The organism is Streptomyces sp. NPDC050617 (assembly GCF_040654795.1).
Lineage (GTDB): Bacteria > Actinomycetota > Actinomycetes > Streptomycetales > Streptomycetaceae > Streptomyces.
The window spans coordinates 170,046-187,975 of sequence record NZ_JBFAIS010000007.1; the positions used below are offsets into that span (position 1 = coordinate 170,046).

Below are 17,930 nucleotides of genomic sequence, written 5' to 3' on the forward strand. Positions count from 1 at the left end.
GCGGCTGGTGGATGGGGCGGTATTGCCAGTGGGTGGGTGCGGGTTTCGTCTCGGACCCTGCGGGTCCACAGCACCCGTAGTGACGGGTGGGGCAATAGTGGGGACCGCAGGAGGCTCCGCTGCGCTCCGCAGCTGGCTACCGGCAGGTAGGGTGCGGTTGCCACCCGACAAAAGCGCCTTATGGGATGTGGAATCGGGCGGTAACGGCACTCAGTTGAAGGTGGGAACTAGCGTGTCGGGCATATCGGGCGCACTCAGCGTCAGAGTGGAGTTTCCCCAGCCGCGGGCCCTCCTCGTACGGGCGGAAACCGCACCCCGAACGGCCAGCACCCCCGGGCGCAGCGCAGCGCGCCTTCCCCCTTCGGCTGCCGTGGGCCGCAGGCTCCAGACGCACCCGCACCCGACCAACGGGCAACAACCGCTTCGCGGCAGCAGCCAGCAGCGGAGCCAGTCCTGACCTCAGCTGCGAACTCGCCCGGCAGTCACAGTGAACCGGCAGCCGCCCCGCCCCCCTCCCTCCCGCTGCTAAGCGGATACGGCGAAGTCAGGTGTTGATCCTTCGACTCTTCAGATGAGTGGCCCAGGACCGGCAATGCAAGTCATCGCTCGCTCCAGTATGTGCAGGGGGAGGCGCTGAGCAGAGTGCGCGGAAGGGGAGTGTCGGTGCCCGCTCATAGGGTTGCATCCCAGTGCCGCCGGAACCTGTCGGACGGCCGTGACAAGGAGAGAAGAGAACAGCGCATGTACGCGGACCTGTGGACCGTCGTCGGGGACGCCGACCGGGATCAGTGGGAGTACACCCCACTCACGACGGTGGGGCCGCTCCAGTTCGGCATGAGTCCCAGCGAGGCCGCCACGCGGATGACGGCAGCGGGCTTCACTGGCGACCTTGTCGAGATGCACCCGTGGAACAGCCAACGCAGCCAGCACAAGGCGGAGTTCCGCAAGACGCAGGAGCGTGAGCCGTACCAGACGGACGTGACCGCGTACTACGTGGAGGGCGTCGGACTGACCTGCATCGTCGTCGACGGACTGTCGGGCCCGCAGGTCTCGTTCGACGGGATGCGGCTGATCGGTCGCATCCCCTCGCAGCTCATGAACGAACTCGGTACCTACCTGGCGGAACGGGACATGGGCTTCACGTTCACACCCCAGGGAGACATCGCCAACCAGGAACTCGGATTCATGCCCGGCGTCCAGCGCGCCGGCGACATGTTGCTGACCCGGGCCGTCTTCGCCAACCCCGACGACCGCATCGTCTACACCCTGGACGACGTCATCCCGGGCGAAGTATGGGGACACCACTGAACAGTTGGGGCGACCTGGGCTGTCGTGCAGTCTGGGCACAGGCCAGTGCCGTGCCCCGGATCCGGTCACGTTGCCGCAGCATCGCCCTGTCTATGGCCTGCCCCAGGGCCTCGGTGCTCGGCTGGGCGCGTTGCGGGTAGTCCCGGTGCTTCGCGTGGCGCCACACGAGCTCGATGTCGTTCAGCTCCGGACTACGTGGCGGAAGATAGAACAGCTCCACCCCGATCTTCGCCGGCTGTTGCCGCCGTCCCTTGACCGCCCTGGCCGTGTGCGCGGAGGCGTTGTCCAGCACCACCGTGCACGGCCGGGCCCGTTCCCAGACCGGTATCGCCTCAACGCCGAGGCCGTCGGCGGCCGGCTCCAGGGCGTTGGCCCCGCCGGGCAGCCCAGCGATAGACGTGCTGACGAACTCCAGCAGCACAGCTCCGTCGGCCTTCCCGCAGGTGCGCTGCCGGAGCAGGTCCGGCACGGTGCCGCTGATTTGGGCGCCGAGCACGTTGATCCGCCGGTTCTTGGTGTCCTCGCGCGGGACCACCGCCCGTTGCCCGATCCGGGACCAGGTATAGCCCGTGGGCATGGTCGGGGCGAACCCGGACTCGTCCAGGAAGATCAAGTCGCGTCGTCCCGCATCAGCGTCCTGCCGCAAGGCCGCAAGTCCTTCAGGCGGGCCCGAGCGGCCTGCTGAAGGACGGGGTCGGCCAGGTGCCGGAGACTGTCGCGGGTACGTTTCCAGCGGAAGCGGACGTCGCGGCGCAGCATCTCCCACAGCCAGTACACGGAGATCTCCACCCCACGCTGTTCGCGGAGCCAGTCGCGCAGGGCGGGGGCCGTCCAGGTGACTCCCGCCGCGGCGGAGGCGTCCAGCGACCCGGCCAGCGCGACACGATCGTCTGAACCCAGGATCGTGGCGGGGCGGCCCGGCCGACTGGCATCCGGCAGCTCGGCCGGCCCGCCCTTCTTGAAGCGGTGGACCGCGGCGCGGACGGTGACCGGGTGGCACTCCAGCAGGTCGGCGACCTCGGTCACAGACCTGCCCCGGTCGAGCAGGCGGATGCACTCCGCGCGAAGCCGGGTGTGACGGGTCGGATCCCGCCGTGCCAGCATCGCACGCACGCCACGGCGCTGATCCTCAGTCAGGTCCAGGCGGAGGTCCTTCGGCATGACGTCCCTCCCACAAGACGCCTACCCACCCCGCAGCCCACTTCACCCAGACCGCTTAGCGACTTGGACCCGGAGGGTCCGAGACGAAACCCGCACCCGGCCGAGCCGAACGCCGCTCAGCGCGGCAGCACTCCAGGGAACCTTGCCCCGACCTCGCCCGACTGGCGGCGCTCTGGACTCGCAGGGTCCAAGACGAAACCGGCACTCGCCCGACAGACCGCCGCCCTGCGCGTACCTCATGCACCTCACATAGACGGCGCACCGCGGCGACCTACCCCTATCAGCAGTTACGACACCCCGAGTTCAAGCCCACTAAGCCGACCGCTCCGCGTACATCTTCGCGATGACGGCCTCGATGTCCGGCTCCCGCACCGACAGGTCCACCAGCGGGTACCGTTCCGCGACCGCCGCGACGATGGGGGCCGCGCTGTCCGTGGCGGCGAACGCCAGCCACTGCCGCGGCCCCTCGACCCGGACCGCCCGGGCCCCCGGCACGTCCTCGATCGGCGGCAGTTCGCGCTCCAGGTCCACCACGAGGGTCCGCTCGCTCTCCCCCACCGCGTGCAGGCCGCTCAGCCCGCCGTCGTACACGAGCCGCCCGTGGTCGATGACCATCACGCGCTTGCACAGCTGCTCGATGTCGGTGAGGTCGTGGGTGGTGAGCAGCACCGTCATGCCCAGTTCGGCGTTCACGTCCCGCAGGAAGTCCCGGACCTTGGCCTTGCTGACGACGTCCAGGCCGATGGTGGGCTCGTCGAGGTAGAGCACCTCGGGGTCGTGCAGCAGGGCGGCGGCGATGTCGCCGCGCATCCGCTGGCCGAGCGAGAGCTGCCGTACGGGCACGTCCAGCAGGTCGCCGAGGTCGAGGAGTTCGACGCAGCGGTCGAGGTTCTCCCGGTACCGGGCGTCGGGGATCTTGTACATGCGGTGCACCAGCCGGTACGAGTCGCGCAGCGGCAGGTCCCACCAGAGCGTCGTGCGCTGCCCGAAGACGACGCCGATGCGGCGCGCGAGGCGGGTGCGCTCGCGCGAGGGGTCGATGCCGGCGACGCGCAGCCGGCCGCCGCTGGGCACCAGGATGCCCGTCAGCATCTTGATGGTGGTGGACTTCCCGGCGCCGTTGGGGCCGATGTAGCCGACCATCTGGCCGCGCGGCACGGTGAAGCTGATCCCGTCCACGGCCCGTACCCGGTGCTTCTCGCGGCGCAGCAGCCCGGCCTTGCGCCGGACGTCGAAGACCTTCTCCACGCCGTCCAGCTCGATGAACCGCTCGGGATCGCCATCGCTATCGCTCTCGTACATCACGCGACTCCACTCTCAACTTCCCGTGCTCCGATAGCTTCTGAGGCCGGTGCGCCAGGCCAGCCCGGCGAGCGCGGCCATGGCCGCCGCGACCAGCGGTCCGCACAGGCCGACCCAGCCCGGCAGGTGCAGCGGGTCCTCGCGGCCCAGCAGCCGCAGCGCGGGCAGCCAGTTGACGAAGGCGAGCGGCACGACGAACGTCACCCCGCGCACCAGGTCCTTGGCGAAGACCGTGGGCGGGTACTGGAGGAGCGTGTTGCCGCCGTAGGTGAAGGAGTTCTGCACCTCGGCGGCCTCGGTCGCCCAGAACTGGAAGGCCGCGCCCACCACGAAGACGGACCCGAAGATCACCGCGCCGCTGATCAGCATCACCGGGATGAGCAGCACGTTCAGCGGCGTCCACACGATGTCGGCGCCCGCCAGGCCCAGGCACAGTACGAGCACGCCCTGGGTGATCCGGCCGAGCCGGCGCAGCGCGAAGCGGTCGGCGGCGACCTGCGCGAAGACCGGCACGGGGCGGACCAGCAGGGTGTCGAAGGTGCCGTCGCGGACCCGCTGCCCGATCCGGTCCATGGAGCCGAGGAAGAGGTCGGCGAGGCCGAGCGAGGTGCTCGTCGCCCCGTACAGCAGCGCGACCTCCGCCAGCGTGAAGCCGCCGAGCGCCTCGATGTGGGAGAACATCAGCAGGATCGAGACGAAGTCGAGGCCGCTGCCGAGGAAGTTGCCGGCGGCCGTCATCAGGAAGGACGCGCGGTAGGCCATCGTCGAGCGGACCCACATCGCGACGATCAGGCCGTACGCCCGGATTCCGTCAACCACCCTGGACCACCGCCTTGGAGGTGGCGAGCGCCTGGAGGGCCCGGCCGGCCCCGAGCAGCGCCACCGCCCAGCCCGCCTGGAACGCCAGCGCCGCGAGCAGCCCGCCGCCGCTGTCCCGGCCGAGCAGCACGTCCACGGGCACCTGGAGCATCGCGGCCCAGGGCAGTGCCCGTACGAACTCCCCGAAGCCGCCGGGGAAGGCGTTGAGCGGCAGCAGCACGCCGGAGAAGAAGGTCGAGGCCAGCCCGGCGATGAGGCTGACGCCGGCGCCGTCGAGCAGCCAGAAGGAGCACAGGGCCACCAGATAGCGGACGGCGAAGCCGACGACGATGCCGAGGAAGACGGCGAGCAGGAAGGCCAGCCAGGTCAGCGGGTCGGCGGGGAGGGCGAGGTCGAAGGCGAGCGCGCCGACGGCCAGCGGCACGACGCCCCGGCCGAGCAGCTGGAAGGCGGCCCGGCCCAGTTCGCTCGCGAGCCACCACAGCTGGAGGTCGACGGGCCGGTAGAGGTCGACGGCGATGTCCCCGGAGCGGATGCGCTCCTGGAGCTCCTCCTGGAAGCCGCCGCCGAGCAGCGCGCACGCGGCGAGCAGCGCCTGACTGACCCAGACGAAGGTGAGGGCCTGCGACTGGTCGTAGCCGCCGAGGTGGGGCCGTTCGCTCCACAGGGCGATGAAGGTGTAGGCGATGATGAAGCCGAATACGGTGTTGGTGAAGACGCCCGCGGCGGTGGCGACCCGGTAGGTCGCGTAGCGCCGGAAGCTGTTCACCGCGACGGCTGCGTACAGCCGCATCTCGCGCTCCCCCTCGTTCTCTCGGCATCCGCTGGATGCTCCGTGCAGCCGTCTCCCGGACGGCCGCCGCTTCCGCGGCGGTTCCGTGCCCGCTCAGCGCGGGTTCCGGCGGCAAAAGGCCAGAGCTTAGCCAGGTGATCGCGGCCGATGCCACACATTTTTCACTCGTCCGAGTGGACAGCCGGGGCCGAACGGCTCGTTACAGAGGTGTCACAGGTGCGAGCCGTCCCCTTCCCACGGAACGCATGGTGCGAGAGTGTTTTACGGGGCGTACCAGACATATGGGACCGCCCGCCACCACCCCGTCTCGCCGGGCCGCGCCCCGGCGGCGGCCGAGGAGCCCTCACACACATGAGCGACCAGCAGCCAGAGCAGCAGCAGCCCGGCGACGGCGCCGCCACGACGGACGGCTGGCCGGCGAAGAAGGCGGGCAAGCGCCGCCCCAAGCGCAAGGGCTGGCGCCGGCTGGTGCCCACCTGGCGCATGCTCCTCGGCGGCTTCCTGCTGATCGTGCTGCTCATCGCGGGCGGCCTGATCGCCGGATACCTGCTGGTCGACATCCCCAAGCCGAACGACGCCGCCGTCGCGCAGAGCAACGTCTACCTCTACGCGGACGGCTCCCAGCTCGCCCGCGACGGCGTGGTCAACCGCGAGAACGTGCCGCTCAGCAAGATCCCGAAGAACGTGCAGCGCGCGGCGCTCGCCGCCGAGGACCGCGGCTTCTACTCCGAGTCCGCCGTCAACCCCGGCGCGATGCTGCGGGCCGCGTGGAACACCGTCCTCGGCAAGGGCAAACAGTCCGGCTCCACCATCACCCAGCAGTACGTCAAGAACTACTACCTGGGCCAGGAACAGACCCTCAGCCGAAAGGCGAAGGAGTTCTTCATCGCGATCAAACTCGACCGCGAGGAGAGCAAGGACGACATCCTCCAGGGCTATCTGAACACCAGTTACTTCGGCCGGAACGCCTACGGCATCCAGGCCGCCGCCCAGGCGTACTTCAGCAAGGACGTCGACGACCTGGACACCGCGCAGGCCGCCTACCTCGCCACCCTCCTCAACGCGCCCAGCGCCTACGACATCTCCGCCCACCCCGAGAACAAGCGGCGGGCCGTGAACCGCTGGAACTACGTCCTCGACGGCATGGTCAAGGAGAAGTGGCTCGGCGCCTCCGAGCGGGCCGCCATGAAGTTCCCGGCCCCCGGCAAGGCCAAGCCCGCCGCCGGCATGTCCGGCCAGCGCGGCTATCTCGTCGAGGCCGTCAAGTCGTATCTGACCAGCAACAAGATCATCGACGAGCAGACCCTCGCGTCCGGCGGCTACCGCATCACCACCACCATCGACAAGAAACGCCAGAACGCCTTCGTCACCGCGGTGCGCGAACAGCTGATGGACAAGCTCAGCGACTCCCGCAAGGTCGACTCGTACGTACGGGCCGGCGGCGCGTCCATCGACCCGGCGACCGGCAAGGTCGTCGCCCTCTACGGCGGCGTCGACTACACCAAGCAGTACGTGAACAACGCGACCCGCCGCGACTACCAGGTCGGCTCGACGTTCAAGCCGTTCATCTTCGCCTCCGCCGTGCAGCACGGCTCCACCACCCAGGACGGCCGCACGATCACCCCCAGCACCTCCTACGACGGCGCCAACCGCCGCCCGGTACAGGGCCCGAACGGCCCCGTCGGCTACGCCCCGCCCAATGAGGACGACGTCTCCTACGGCCGGGTCACCGTCACCAAGGCCATGGACAAGTCCGTCAACGCCGTCTACGCCCAGATGGCCGAGGACGTCGGCACCAAGAAGGTCAAGGACACCGCCACCGCCCTCGGCCTGCCGAAGCAGACCCCCAACCTCAACGCCTTCCCCTCCATGGCCCTCGGCGTCGCCACCGCCAGCGTCCTCGACATGACCCAGGCGTACGCGACCCTGGCCGGTCACGGCGAGCACGGCACGTACACGATGGTCACCAAGGCCGCCAAGGGCTCCGAGGAAGTCGAACTGCCCGGCCGGGAGAAGAAGCGGGCCGTGCCGCGCGACGCCGCCGACACCACCACGTCGATCCTGCGGAGCGTCGTCGACAACGGCACCGGCTCAGCCGCCCAGGCCGCCGGGCGGCCCGCCGCCGGCAAGACCGGCACCGCCGACGACGACAAGGCCGCCTGGTTCGCGGGCTACACCCCCGACCTCGCCACCGTCGTCGCCGTCATGGGCCAGGACCCCGACAGCGCCGTGCAGAAACCGCTGTACGGGGCCGCCGGCCAGCCCCGCATGAACGGCGGCGGCCCGCCCGCCCAGATCTGGGCCGCGTACACCGCCGCCGCGCTGGAAGGCGAGCCGGCCGCAGACTTCGACCTGGACCTGGAGAGCGGCGGCGAGGCCCCCACGGACGACCCGTCCACACCCTCCGAAGCACCCACCACCTCGGCCTCGACCGAGCCCACCGCCACCAGCGGCCCCCCGACCTCCACCGAACCCACCACCCCCAGCACCCCGCCGACCTCGGCCGCCCCGCCCACCGAGGCCCCGACCCTGCCGACCGGCGCCCCCACCCCGCCGGCCGAGACCACCGGCCCCGACGAGGGCGGCGGCGCGCCGGGCAACGAGGACTCCCTGTTCCATCCCTAGCTCGGCCCCGCGGACGGCTGGACACCCGACGCCGCGCTGCACGCTCTACCTCTGGCGATAGGTTGTCACCCAAGGGAAAGCGCAGCCAGAGGGAGCGTGGTGGGTGATGGCCGCAGCCAAGGCGAGCCCCCGTGAGCGGTACCGGGACCAAGTACGTACAGAGATCAAGGACCACGCCCGGCAGCAGATCGCCGCCTCGGGCGCCTCCGGGCTGTCCCTGAACGCGATCGCCAAGCAGATGGGCATGAGCGGCCCCGCCCTCTACCGGTACTTCGCCGGCCGCGACGAACTGATCACCGCCCTCATCAGGGACGCGTACCGCAGTCTCGCCGACGCCGTCCAGGACGCCGCCGCCGAGGACGGCGCCGGACTCGCCGAGCTGGCGCACACCCTGCGCGACTGGGCCCTCGCCGACCCCCACCGCTACTTCCTCATCTACGGCACGCCCGTACCCGGCTACCACGCGCCCGACGACGTCACCGCCATCGCCGACGAGATCATGACGGCGCTCCTCGGCGCCTGCGGCACGCCCCCGGACCGCCCCGCGACGGCCCTGGAGACGCACCTCACGGACCACCGCCACTGGGCACAGGGACACCCGGCCACGCCCGCGACGCTGCGCCGCGCGCTGACGACCTGGACCCGGCTGCACGGCGTGCTCTCCCTGGAGCTGGCCGGACACTTCACCGGCATGGGCATCGACCCCGCCGTGCTCTTCGCCTCCGAGGTGGACGACCTCTCGGCCTCCTGACCGCCGCCCGCCGCCCGGCGGCTCAGCGGCTGAGCGGCTCAGTGGCCGGAGGTCGCCTTCAGGCCGACGACGGCCACCAGCAGCAGACAGACGAAGAAGATCCGGGCCGCCGTCGCCGGCTCGCCGAGCACCACCATGCCCAGCACCGCCGCGCCGGCCGCCCCGATGCCCACCCACACGCCGTACGCCGTGCCGATCGGCAGCGTCTTCGCGGCCTGCGAGAGCAGCAGCATGCTGGCCGCGATGCCCGCGACCGTACCGACGGACGGCCAGAGCCGGGTGAAACCCTCGGTGTACTTCATGCCGATCGACCAGCCGACTTCGAGCAGACCGGCGATCGTGAGCAGGATCCATGCCATGACGGCACCTCCGTGAAACGAGCTTCAACAGGGGTGCGTCGTCTTTGCCTACCCGGTACGGCGCGTCTCGTCGGGTTCCTTGCAACGTTAGCAAAAGGCATACGAAAAGGGCTGGTGACCTCGGCCACCAGCCCTCATCGCCGCGCGTCGCAGATGCCGTGCGTCGCAGACGCGGTGCGTTACAGGCGCGATGCGCTACAGATGCAGTGCGTTACAGGCGCCGTGCGCTACAGGTACAGCCCCGTCGAGTCCTCGGAGCCCTCCAGCCGCTCCGCCGCCACCGCGTGCAGATCCCGCTCGCGCATCAGCACATACGCCACGCCGCGGACCTCGACCTCCGCCCGGTCCTCCGGGTCGTACAGCACCCGGTCGCCCGGCTCCACCGTCCGCACGCTCTGCCCGACCGCCACGACCTCGGCCCAGGCCAGCCTGCGGCCGACCGCCGCGGTCGCCGGAATGACGATGCCGCCGGTCGACCGGCGCTCGCCCTCCGGGATGTCGGTACGGACCAGCACCCGGTCGTGCAGCATCCGGATGGGCAGCTTGTCGTGGGTGGGATTCTCGCTCACGCCAAGAAGGTACCTGCCCGGCACGCCTCCGCGGACACGGGACCGCACAACCAGGGGCCGCCTACGCCCGAGGCAGGGCGAACGCGACCCGTACGAGCCGTACTAATCCCGGCGGCGACGCGAGGACAGCGTCAGCAGCCCCACCACGCCCACCACGAACAGCGCCGCCGGCACGATCCGCTCCACCCGCGGCGCCCCGTCCGGCGAGACGAACTGCGCCCGCGCGTCGGAGACCACGCGATTGACCGCGACATACGCCCGACCCGCGGTACGGTCCACGGTCGAGGCCACCTTCGCCTTCGCGTCGCCGACGATCGTCGACGGGTGCACCCGCACCCCGATCTCGTCCAGCGTCACGGCGAGCTCCTGCCGCCTACGGGCGATGTCCGCCTCGATCTGCGCAGGGGTCCTGGCTTCCGACACCGCGCTGCCTCCGTCATGTCGATGTTCCGTGGTGGACAGTCTGTCAGCTCCCCCGCGCATACGCCCCACAGCACCCCCGATCGGGGACGTGGCTACCCTCGGGTGCACAGCCACCCAGCCATGAGGAGAGCCATGAGCGAGCGACTTCAGCCCGGCGACACTGCCCCCGCCTTCACCCTGCCCGACGCCGACGGAAAGCAGGTCTCGCTCGCCGACCACCGCGGCCGCAAGGTCATCGTCTACTTCTACCCCGCCGCCCTCACCCCCGGCTGCACCAAGCAGGCCTGCGACTTCACCGACAACCTCGAATTCCTCGCCGGCCACGGCTACGACGTCATCGGCGTCTCCCCCGACAAGCCCGAGAAGCTCGCCACATTCCGCGAGACCGAGAACCTCAAGGTCACACTCGTCGGCGACCCCGACAAAAAGGTCCTGGAGGAGTACGGCGCCTTCGGCGAGAAGAAGCTGTACGGCAAGACGGTGACCGGCGTCATCCGCTCCACCGTCATCGTCGACGAAGAAGGCAAGGTCGAACGCGCCCTCTACAACGTCAAGGCCACCGGCCACGTCGCCAAGATCATCAAGGACCTGGGGCTGTAACCGAACCGCCCCGCACCGCCGGCGCACCGCCCTCCGGCGACTCCGGCAACTCCAGCACGGCCTCGGCGCCGCCCCCCTCGGCGGCGCCGAACCGCAGCCGCGCCCCCAGCACCGCCGCCTGCCCCGCCGCGATCGTCAGCCCCAGCCCATGCCCCGTACCGCGCTCCGGCGCCGCCGTACGGAACCGCCGCGGCCCCTGATCCACCAGATCCGGCGGATACCCCGCCCCGTGATCCCGCACCACGATCGACGTCCCGCGCACCGTGATCTCGATCGGCGGCTTCCCATGCTTCGCCGCGTTGGCCAGCACATTCACCAGAATCCGCTCCACCCGACGGGCATCCGTCGACACGATCCGGCCCGCACCGACCACCTCGACCGACACATCCGAGACCCCCCGCTGCCGCGCCGCCCGCTTCACGATCCCGCGCACCAGCGACGGCAGATCCACCGGATCCAGCTGCGCGCTCTCCACCCCCGCGTCCAGCCGCGACACCTCCAGCAGATCCTCGATCAGCCCCCGCATCGTCTGCGCCCGGTCCTGCACCATCTCCACCGCCCGCGGATGCGGCAACAACTCGGAAGCCGCCACCAGTCCCGCCACCGGCGTCCGCAGCTCATGCGCCACATCGGCGGTGAACTTCCGCTCCGTCTCCACCCGCGCCGCCAGCGCCTCCGCCATGTCATGCACCGAACGCCCCAGCTCCGCCACCTCGTCCCGGCCCCCGCTGGCCAGCGCCTCCGCGTCCGGCGGCTCCCCCGCCGCGATCCGCCGCGCCGCCGCCGCACTGCGCCGCAACCGCCGCGACAGCGACTGCGCCACGAACCACGCCACCACCGCCATCAGCCCCACCGTGACCACCCCCGCCACCAGCAGCGCCTTGTCCAGCGCCGACTGCAACGCGTCCCGCTCCGGATACGGCGCCGACACCGACAGTGTCTTGCCGCCGCCCACCCCCGTGGCCGCCCACACCCGCGGATCACCGCCGCCGCTGATGTACGTACCGGCGTGCCCCGCCGCCGCCGTATGCACCAGCGGCGTCGGCAGCGCCGAGTCGTCCAACTGCGCGCCCAGCGCCAACGTGCCGTCCCGCTGATAGACCTGGAGCGCCGAACTCAGCAGCCCGTCCTGATACGAGCGGGCCTGATGATCCCGCTCCATACCCGAAATGTGATGCACGGCGACGCCCAGCACCACCACCGCGAGCGCGGTGACGAAAGAGATCGCGAGCGCGATCCGACCACGGATACCCATCACGCGATCGTGTAAGTCTCCGTGGAGTCGCCCGACGGCGTAGCCCCCAGATACTCCACGTCCAGCCCGGTGAAAGCCCTCTTCCCGTCCACGTTCTTCGCCCCGTAGAGATGGAACACCGCCGGGAACGACGCCGGCGCCACACCCTTCGCACCACCGGACACCAGCACCACACCACTGCCGTCCGCGCCGTCCGCGCCGTAGTGCTCCCACTTGATGTCGCTCGCCACCGCTCCCGCGTCCGCACAAGCCAACGTAATGACCTTCGGTTCGAGCACCGGCTCGCCGGCCCCGCAGTCCCGCACCCCCGGCAGCTCCACAGGGGCCGCCGACTTCGCGTCCGCCGTACGGTGCGTCTGCTCCTTCTTCGCCGACGGCCGCGCCTTCTGCGCCGCCGCCGTCTTCGGCGCCGCACCCACCGCACTCGCCCGGTCCGCGGCCTGCCCCAGCCACACCCCGCCCAGCACGAGCACGGTCACGACCGCGAACGTCGCCAGCACGGCCCGCCAGCTGGCCCGTCGCGTCACGGCCCGGTCGGTCATCGGGTTCTCTCTCCTTCACGGGCGTCCTGCCCGGCGGCGGGCACCATCTTCCCCGTTGAGATGACGGGTAAAAAAGAGCCCGCGTTCCCTTTGGCCCCGGATCGTTCCTCACCCGAATGGCCCTCGCCCGAGTGACCTACGTCGCGTTCGGCCAAGAAAATGGTTTGAGCGGCCACCGATCGTGCAGACGTCCCCTTCGTACGAGCACAGCCGCAAGCGCGGCCGACCTATCGAGAGGACCCGAGCCGTGTCCACCGGCAGCACCACCGAGGTTGACCCAGACCAGGACCCCCAGGCCCTCAAGCGGCACCGGGCCCTGTTCAGAGCCGCCGCGCGCCGCAAGGACCCCAAGCTGCGCCGGACCGACATCACGGTCACGGACGAGAAGATCGTCCGGCGCGCGGTCAAGGCGGCCTCGCTCGGCAACGCCATGGAATGGTTCGACTTCGGCATCTACAGCTACCTCGCCGTCACGATCGGTAACGTGTTCTTCCCCTCCGGGAACGACACCGTGCGGCTGATGTCCTCGCTGGCGACCTTCGCCGTGGCCTTCCTCATACGCCCCATCGGCGGCATGTTCTTCGGCCCCCTCGGCGACCGCATCGGCCGCAAGAGGGTGCTGGCCCTGACCATGCTGCTGATGGCCATCAGCACCTTCGCCATCGGCCTGATCCCGTCGTACGAATCGATCAGCTTCTGGTCCCCGGTGCTGCTCATCCTCTTCCGGATGCTCCAGGGCTTCTCCACCGGCGGCGAGTACGGCGGCGCGTCCACGTTCATCGCCGAGTACGCGCCGGACAAACGGCGCGGCTTCTTCGGCAGCTTCCTCGAATTCGGCACGCTGGCCGGCTACGTCGGCGCCGCCGGCCTGGTGGTCATCCTCACCTCGACGCTCAGCTCCGACGCCATGAACCAGTGGGGCTGGCGGGTGCCGTTCCTGGTGGCGGGCCCGATCGGACTGATAGGTCTCTACCTCCGGATGAAGCTGGAGGACACCCCCGCCTTCCAGAAGCTGGAGGACGACAACGCGTCGCCCACCGGCGACAACATCAACAGCGAGACCACCGAGCTGAAGCAGATCTTCATCGCGCAGTGGCCCCGGCTGGTGCTGTGCATCGTGCTCGTCGGCGCGTACAACATCACCGACTACATGCTGCTGTCGTACATGCCGACGTACCTGACGGACCAGCTCAAGTACAACGACGCGCACGGTCTGATCATCCTGATCTGCGTGATGGCCGTGCTGATGGTCATCATCACCTTCATCGGCCGCCTCAACGACCGCGTGGGCCGCAAACCGCTGCTGATGGCGGGCATGATCGGATTCTTCTTCCTGTCCGTCCCGGCCTTTCTCCTGCTCAAGCAGGGCAGCCTGTTCGCGGTCACCTGCGGCATGCTGATGCTCGGCCTCCCCCTGGTCTGCCTCCTCGGCACCATGTCCGCCGTGCTCCCCGCGCTCTTCCCCACCAACGTGCGCTACGGCTCGCTCTCCATCGGCTACAACCTCTCGGCCTCCCTCTTCGGCGGCACCACCCCGCTCGTGATCACCGCCCTGATCACGGCGACGGGCAGCGACATGATGCCGGCGGTCTACACCACCGCCGCCGCCCTCGTCGGCATGATCGCGGTCGCCTGCCTCAAGGAGACGGCCCGCCAGCCTCTGGAGGGCTCCCCGCCGTCGGTCGCCACCAAGGAAGAAGCCGCCGAAATCGTCACCTCCGCGGCCCCGGACCCCAAGTTCTGACCCACCCCCTCCCCCGCCGGTAGGAACCGCTCCGCTTTTCGGGCGTAACCGTCCGATAAGCGGTTCGTTTCTCCGTACGAGGCCGCGAACGCGTGGCCGGGTAGGGAGGGGGGAAGCTGTGGCCGCTGTCCGCTACACGCGCGAGGCGCTGGCCGAGGCCGTGTCCGCCTCGGCCACATGGGCCGAGCTCATGCGCAGGCTCGGCGTCAAGGCGAGCGGGGGACGCCGCAGAACGTTGCAGCTCACGGCGGCGGGCTACGGAATCGACACCAGCCACTTCAAGCACCGGAGCCCGTGGCGCAAATACCCGGACGAGGCGATAGCCGAGGCTGTCGCCTCCTCCACCACACTGCGCGAGGTCGCGCAGAAGCTCGGTGCGCCACCGGCGACCGGCACGCTCTCCCACATCGGCCGGCGCATAGCCGCCGCCGGAATCGACGCGGGCCATTTCCCCGCGCTGAACCGACCACAGCTCGACCTGCCGTTCACCGTCGAGGAACTCACAACGGCCGCCGCGTCCGCGACAAGCGTTCGCGCTGCGGCACGAGCGCTCGGCATCCCCGACGACGGTCGGTCCCGGGCCGTGCTCCGCCGCATGCTGGCGGAGCACGGAGTGGACACCGGGCACTTCAGCCACTCCCGGCCGGCGCTCCCCGACGACCGGCTGCCCGCGGCGGTCGCACGGGCCACCAGCTACGCCGACGTCATGCGCGCCCTGGGCCTCGCCGTGAACGACGCGAACCATCGACGGCTGCACCGCCGGACGACCCAGCTCGGCATCGACACCGGCCACTTCAAGCGACAGACCAAGCGCACGGTCCGGGTGGTGGCTCCGAAGCTCATCGCCGACGAGGTGCTCCGCGTGAATCCGGCAGGCTCGTCACGCGTCAACCGCTCGCGGCTGCACAGGGCCCTCGGCGAGATCGGCGTCCCGTACCGCTGCGCCTCCTGCGGCAACCCGGGCGAGTGGCTCGGCAGGCCGGTGACGCTCCACATCGACCACATCAGCGGCGACTGGCTCGACAACCGGCGGGAGAACCTGCGCTATCTCTGTCCGAACTGTCACGCGCTGACGGACACCTGGTGCCGCAGCCGCCGATCGAAGCCCCTCGTGGAATAGGTTCGCGTCGCCGTACACTATGAGCCGCCGACCGAGATCCGTGGTCGGCGGTCGGCGGCCGTTGCTGAATTGGCATAAGCGGGTGTTTTAGGGGCACCTGGGAGCAATCCCATGTGGGTTCGAGTCCCACCGGCCGCACTGACATTGGAATCGAAGGCCCGGCGCACGGAGACAACGCGCCGGGCCTTCGGCGTACGGCACGTCAGCCCAGCAACTCCCGCACCACCGGTACCAGCTCCCGGAACGCCTTCCCCCGGTGGCTGATCGCGTTCTTCTCCTCCGCCGTGAGTTCGGCGCAGGTGCGGGACTCTCCCAGGGGCTGGAGGATCGGGTCGTAGCCGAAGCCGCCGTTGCCGGCGGGGGTGTGGCGGAGGGTGCCTTCCAGGCGGCCCTCCACGACGCGTTCGGTGCCGTCGGGGAGGGCGAGGGCGGCGGCGCAGGCGAAGTGGGCGGCGCGGTGTTCGTCGGCGATGTCGCCGAGCTGGGCGAGGAGCAGGTCCAGGTTGGCCTGGTCGTCGCCGTGGGTGCCGGACCAGCGGGCGGAGAAGATGCCGGGGGCGCCGTTCAGGACGTCGACGCAGAGCCCGGAGTCGTCGGCGACGGCCGGGTGGCCCGTGGCGCGGGCCAGGGCGTGGGCCTTGAGGAGGGCGTTCTCGGCGAAGGTGACGCCGGTCTCCTTGACGTCGGGGATCTCGGGGTAGGCGTCGGCGCCCACGAGTTCGACGTCGAGGCCGGCGTCGGCGAGGATCGCGCGCAGTTCGGTGACCTTGTTGGCGTTGCGGGTGGCGAGGATCAGACGGTGCATGGGGCCCGATTATCCAGGGGTGCAGGTCTTGACGAGACCGCTGGTCGCGTTCTTGAGGCTGGAGAAGTCGGGGCGCCGGTCGTCGGCGACGGCGTCGTCGATCTCATCGACCGCTTTCGTCAGGGCGCCGACGGATTTTTTCACGGACTCGTCGTCGGATTTCGCGAGCCGTCCCAGGTCCTTCTGCAGCCGGTCCACGGACTTCTTGGCTTCGTCGGAGCCTGCCGACGTGTTGTGAACGGTGCGCACGAGGTCGCTCACGTCGTCGGAGAGCGTGGAGGCGAGCCGTCCGCAGTCGACGGCCTTGTCGACGGGGTCGCACGCGGATATGAGCGGCAGCGCGAGAGCGAGCGCGGCGCAGGCGGTGACGGCGGTGGTGGCGCGGCGGCGGCGGTTGCGCGGGCGCTCGGTCATGGCGGGTTCCCCTCCCGGAAGCTGCGGATACGGGTGTACGGGCCCGGACAGCCGGTCCGGGTCCGTACACCCGTATCTCTAGGAACGCGCTTTCCCCCGCCGAGGGTTGCTCGGTGGTTGCCGTTACAGCGTGGCGGCGAGCGCCTCGCGCTGGGCGGCGTCGAGCGAGGCGCAGCCCGCGACGGCGAGGTCGAGGAGGGAGTTGAGTTCGGTGCGGTCGAAGGGCTCGGCCTCGGCGGTGCCCTGGATCTCGACGAAGCGGCCGTCGCCGGTGCAGACGACGTTCATGTCGGTGTCGGCGCGTACGTCTTCCTCGTAGCAGAGGTCGAGGAGGGGTACGCCGCCGACGATGCCGACGCTGACCGCGCTGACCGCGCCGGTGAGCGGCTGCCGTCCGGCCTTGATGATCTTCTTGCCCTGGGCCCAGGCGATGGCGTCGGCTAGGGCGACGTACGCACCGGTGATGGCGGCGGTGCGGGTGCCGCCGTCGGCCTGGAGGACGTCGCAGTCGAGGACGATGGTGTTCTCGCCGAGCGCCTTGTAGTCGATGACGGCGCGCAGCGAGCGGCCGATGAGGCGGGAGATCTCGTGGGTACGGCCGCCGATCTTGCCGCGTACGGATTCGCGGTCGCCGCGCGTGTTGGTGGAGCGGGGCAGCATGGAGTATTCGGCGGTGACCCAGCCTTCGCCGCTGCCCTTGCGCCAGCGGGGGACGCCCTCGGTGACGGAGGCGGTGCAGAAGACCTTGGTGTCTCCGAAGGAGACGAGGACGGATCCTTCGGCGTGCTTGCTCCAGCCGCGTTCGATGGTGATGGGGCGGAGTTGGTCGGGCGTGCGGCCGTCGATGCGAGACATGGGGACGACCCTATCGGCATCGCGAAGGGCCCCGTTCCGGTGCGTGCTCGCGGGGAGGCGCGCGGTGGAGGGGGCCCTTCGGGGAGGTGTGGTGGGGAGTTCAGCGGCTCACATCATGTCTTCGATGTCGGCGGCGATGGGGTCGGCGTCGGTGCCGATGACGACCTGGATCGCGGTGCCCATCTTGACGACGCCGTGGGCGCCGGCGGCCTTGAGCGCGGCTTCGTCGACGAGGGAGGGGTCGACGACCTCGGTGCGCAGGCGGGTGATGCAGCCTTCGACCTCTTCGATGTTGTCGAGGCCGCCGAGCCCGGCGACGATCTTCTCAGCCTTGCTGGCCATGTGCACTCCTGTTGTCTCGGCCCTTCGGCGGCGCCGCCGAGCGGTTTTCACACGTTAACGCACGGATGGCCCAACTATGTGGGCGTCGGCGTGCCATCCGGCTGAGGATGGCGGCTATCCGGTGCCGCGCTCCGGGTGGGGCC

Annotated in this window: 20 protein-coding genes, 1 tRNA gene and 1 riboswitch; of the genes, 7 read left to right on the top strand and 14 right to left on the bottom strand. The window is 70.2% G+C overall.

The window, feature by feature from the left end; translation table 11 throughout:
* The first annotated feature begins 741 nt into the window (after positions 1-741).
* The gene (locus AB0I49_RS12450; protein WP_363226866.1) at positions 742-1,308 is read left to right on the top strand and encodes a hypothetical protein; all 567 of its coding nucleotides are present in this window, start codon (positions 742-744) and stop codon (positions 1,306-1,308) included.
* Here the strand turns inward: AB0I49_RS12450 and AB0I49_RS12455 are convergent.
* From AB0I49_RS12455 to AB0I49_RS12475, 5 genes are all read right to left on the bottom strand, one after another.
* Positions 1,277-1,954 carry a transposase gene (locus tag AB0I49_RS12455; protein ID WP_363226868.1) on the bottom strand — a complete coding sequence of 226 codons (678 nt, stop codon included), beginning with the start codon at positions 1,952-1,954 and terminating at the stop codon, positions 1,277-1,279. The two genes, AB0I49_RS12450 and AB0I49_RS12455, sit on opposite strands and share 32 nt — an antisense overlap.
* Positions 1,918-2,469: a helix-turn-helix domain-containing protein gene (locus AB0I49_RS12460; RefSeq protein ID WP_363226869.1), complete on the bottom strand. Its 552-nt coding sequence runs from the start codon at positions 2,467-2,469 to the stop codon at positions 1,918-1,920. Before AB0I49_RS12460 ends, AB0I49_RS12455 begins: the two co-directional genes overlap by 37 nt.
* Before the next feature lie 312 nt (positions 2,470-2,781).
* On the bottom strand, positions 2,782-3,771 hold the full coding sequence (locus AB0I49_RS12465; RefSeq protein WP_363226870.1) for an ATP-binding cassette domain-containing protein: 990 nt from the start codon (positions 3,769-3,771) through the stop codon (positions 2,782-2,784).
* A 15-nt stretch (positions 3,772-3,786) separates the two neighbouring features.
* A complete protein-coding gene (locus tag AB0I49_RS12470; RefSeq protein ID WP_363226998.1) occupies positions 3,787-4,551 on the bottom strand; it encodes an ABC transporter permease in 765 nt (254 codons plus the stop codon).
* Positions 4,552-4,582: 31 nt separating this feature from the next.
* On the bottom strand, positions 4,583-5,383 hold the full coding sequence (locus AB0I49_RS12475) for an ABC-2 family transporter protein (protein WP_363226871.1): 801 nt from the start codon (positions 5,381-5,383) through the stop codon (positions 4,583-4,585).
* A gap of 351 nt (positions 5,384-5,734) precedes the next feature.
* Here AB0I49_RS12475 and AB0I49_RS12480 point away from each other — a divergent pair, with 351 nt between their 5' ends.
* Entirely contained in the window at positions 5,735-8,008 is a 2,274-nt protein-coding gene (locus AB0I49_RS12480; RefSeq protein WP_363226872.1) for a transglycosylase domain-containing protein, read from the top strand.
* A 106-nt stretch (positions 8,009-8,114) separates the two neighbouring features.
* Positions 8,115-8,759: a TetR/AcrR family transcriptional regulator gene (locus AB0I49_RS12485; RefSeq protein ID WP_363226873.1), complete on the top strand. Its 645-nt coding sequence runs from the start codon at positions 8,115-8,117 to the stop codon at positions 8,757-8,759.
* A gap of 38 nt (positions 8,760-8,797) precedes the next feature.
* On the opposite strand, the gene AB0I49_RS12490 is transcribed toward AB0I49_RS12485, so the two are convergent.
* From AB0I49_RS12490 to AB0I49_RS12500, 3 genes are all read right to left on the bottom strand, one after another.
* A complete protein-coding gene (locus AB0I49_RS12490) occupies positions 8,798-9,118 on the bottom strand; it encodes a multidrug efflux SMR transporter (protein ID WP_363226874.1) in 321 nt (106 codons plus the stop codon).
* Between the two features lie 32 nt (positions 9,119-9,150).
* Positions 9,151-9,217, bottom strand: a riboswitch (guanidine-III (ykkC-III) riboswitch).
* Positions 9,218-9,345: 128 nt separating this feature from the next.
* Positions 9,346-9,648 carry a co-chaperone GroES gene (locus tag AB0I49_RS12495; protein ID WP_048831771.1) on the bottom strand — a complete coding sequence of 101 codons (303 nt, stop codon included), beginning with the start codon at positions 9,646-9,648 and terminating at the stop codon, positions 9,346-9,348.
* 141 nt (positions 9,649-9,789) lie between these two features.
* Positions 9,790-10,110, bottom strand: coding sequence for a DUF3618 domain-containing protein (locus AB0I49_RS12500; RefSeq protein ID WP_363226875.1), 321 nt, complete (start codon positions 10,108-10,110; stop codon positions 9,790-9,792).
* Between the two features lie 132 nt (positions 10,111-10,242).
* Here AB0I49_RS12500 and bcp point away from each other — a divergent pair, with 132 nt between their 5' ends.
* The gene (gene bcp / locus AB0I49_RS12505) at positions 10,243-10,710 is read left to right on the top strand and encodes a thioredoxin-dependent thiol peroxidase (RefSeq protein ID WP_363226876.1); all 468 of its coding nucleotides are present in this window, start codon (positions 10,243-10,245) and stop codon (positions 10,708-10,710) included.
* Here the strand turns inward: bcp and AB0I49_RS12510 are convergent.
* Together AB0I49_RS12510 and AB0I49_RS12515 are read right to left on the bottom strand one after the other, a co-directional pair.
* Positions 10,691-11,965, bottom strand: coding sequence for a HAMP domain-containing sensor histidine kinase (locus tag AB0I49_RS12510; RefSeq protein ID WP_363226877.1), 1,275 nt, complete (start codon positions 11,963-11,965; stop codon positions 10,691-10,693). The two genes, bcp and AB0I49_RS12510, sit on opposite strands and share 20 nt — an antisense overlap.
* The gene (locus tag AB0I49_RS12515) at positions 11,965-12,507 is read right to left on the bottom strand and encodes a hypothetical protein (protein ID WP_363226878.1); all 543 of its coding nucleotides are present in this window, start codon (positions 12,505-12,507) and stop codon (positions 11,965-11,967) included. The genes AB0I49_RS12510 and AB0I49_RS12515 overlap by 1 nt, the downstream gene beginning before the upstream one ends.
* A gap of 247 nt (positions 12,508-12,754) precedes the next feature.
* Between AB0I49_RS12515 and AB0I49_RS12520 the strand changes: the two genes are divergently transcribed.
* The 3 genes from AB0I49_RS12520 (at position 12,755) to AB0I49_RS12530 (ending at position 15,509) form a co-directional block, all read left to right on the top strand.
* Complete coding sequence (locus tag AB0I49_RS12520; protein WP_363226879.1) at positions 12,755-14,251, top strand: MFS transporter; 1,497 nt, start codon at positions 12,755-12,757, stop codon at positions 14,249-14,251.
* A gap of 118 nt (positions 14,252-14,369) precedes the next feature.
* Entirely contained in the window at positions 14,370-15,371 is a 1,002-nt protein-coding gene (locus AB0I49_RS12525; protein ID WP_363226880.1) for an HNH endonuclease, read from the top strand.
* Between the two features lie 54 nt (positions 15,372-15,425).
* A tRNA-Leu gene (locus AB0I49_RS12530) sits at positions 15,426-15,509 on the top strand.
* A gap of 64 nt (positions 15,510-15,573) precedes the next feature.
* Here AB0I49_RS12530 and rdgB read toward each other — a convergent pair.
* The 4 genes from rdgB to AB0I49_RS12550 all read right to left on the bottom strand — a co-directional run bounded on the left by rdgB (position 15,574) and on the right by AB0I49_RS12550 (position 17,838).
* Complete coding sequence (gene rdgB, locus AB0I49_RS12535) at positions 15,574-16,176, bottom strand: RdgB/HAM1 family non-canonical purine NTP pyrophosphatase (RefSeq protein ID WP_363226881.1); 603 nt, start codon at positions 16,174-16,176, stop codon at positions 15,574-15,576.
* Positions 16,177-16,185: 9 nt separating this feature from the next.
* Positions 16,186-16,590 carry a hypothetical protein gene (locus AB0I49_RS12540; protein ID WP_363226882.1) on the bottom strand — a complete coding sequence of 135 codons (405 nt, stop codon included), beginning with the start codon at positions 16,588-16,590 and terminating at the stop codon, positions 16,186-16,188.
* A 123-nt stretch (positions 16,591-16,713) separates the two neighbouring features.
* Positions 16,714-17,445: a ribonuclease PH gene (gene rph / locus AB0I49_RS12545; RefSeq protein WP_363226883.1), complete on the bottom strand. Its 732-nt coding sequence runs from the start codon at positions 17,443-17,445 to the stop codon at positions 16,714-16,716.
* Between the two features lie 108 nt (positions 17,446-17,553).
* Entirely contained in the window at positions 17,554-17,838 is a 285-nt protein-coding gene (locus AB0I49_RS12550) for a PTS glucose/sucrose transporter subunit IIB (RefSeq protein WP_363226884.1), read from the bottom strand.
* Positions 17,839-17,930 lie beyond the last annotated feature (92 nt).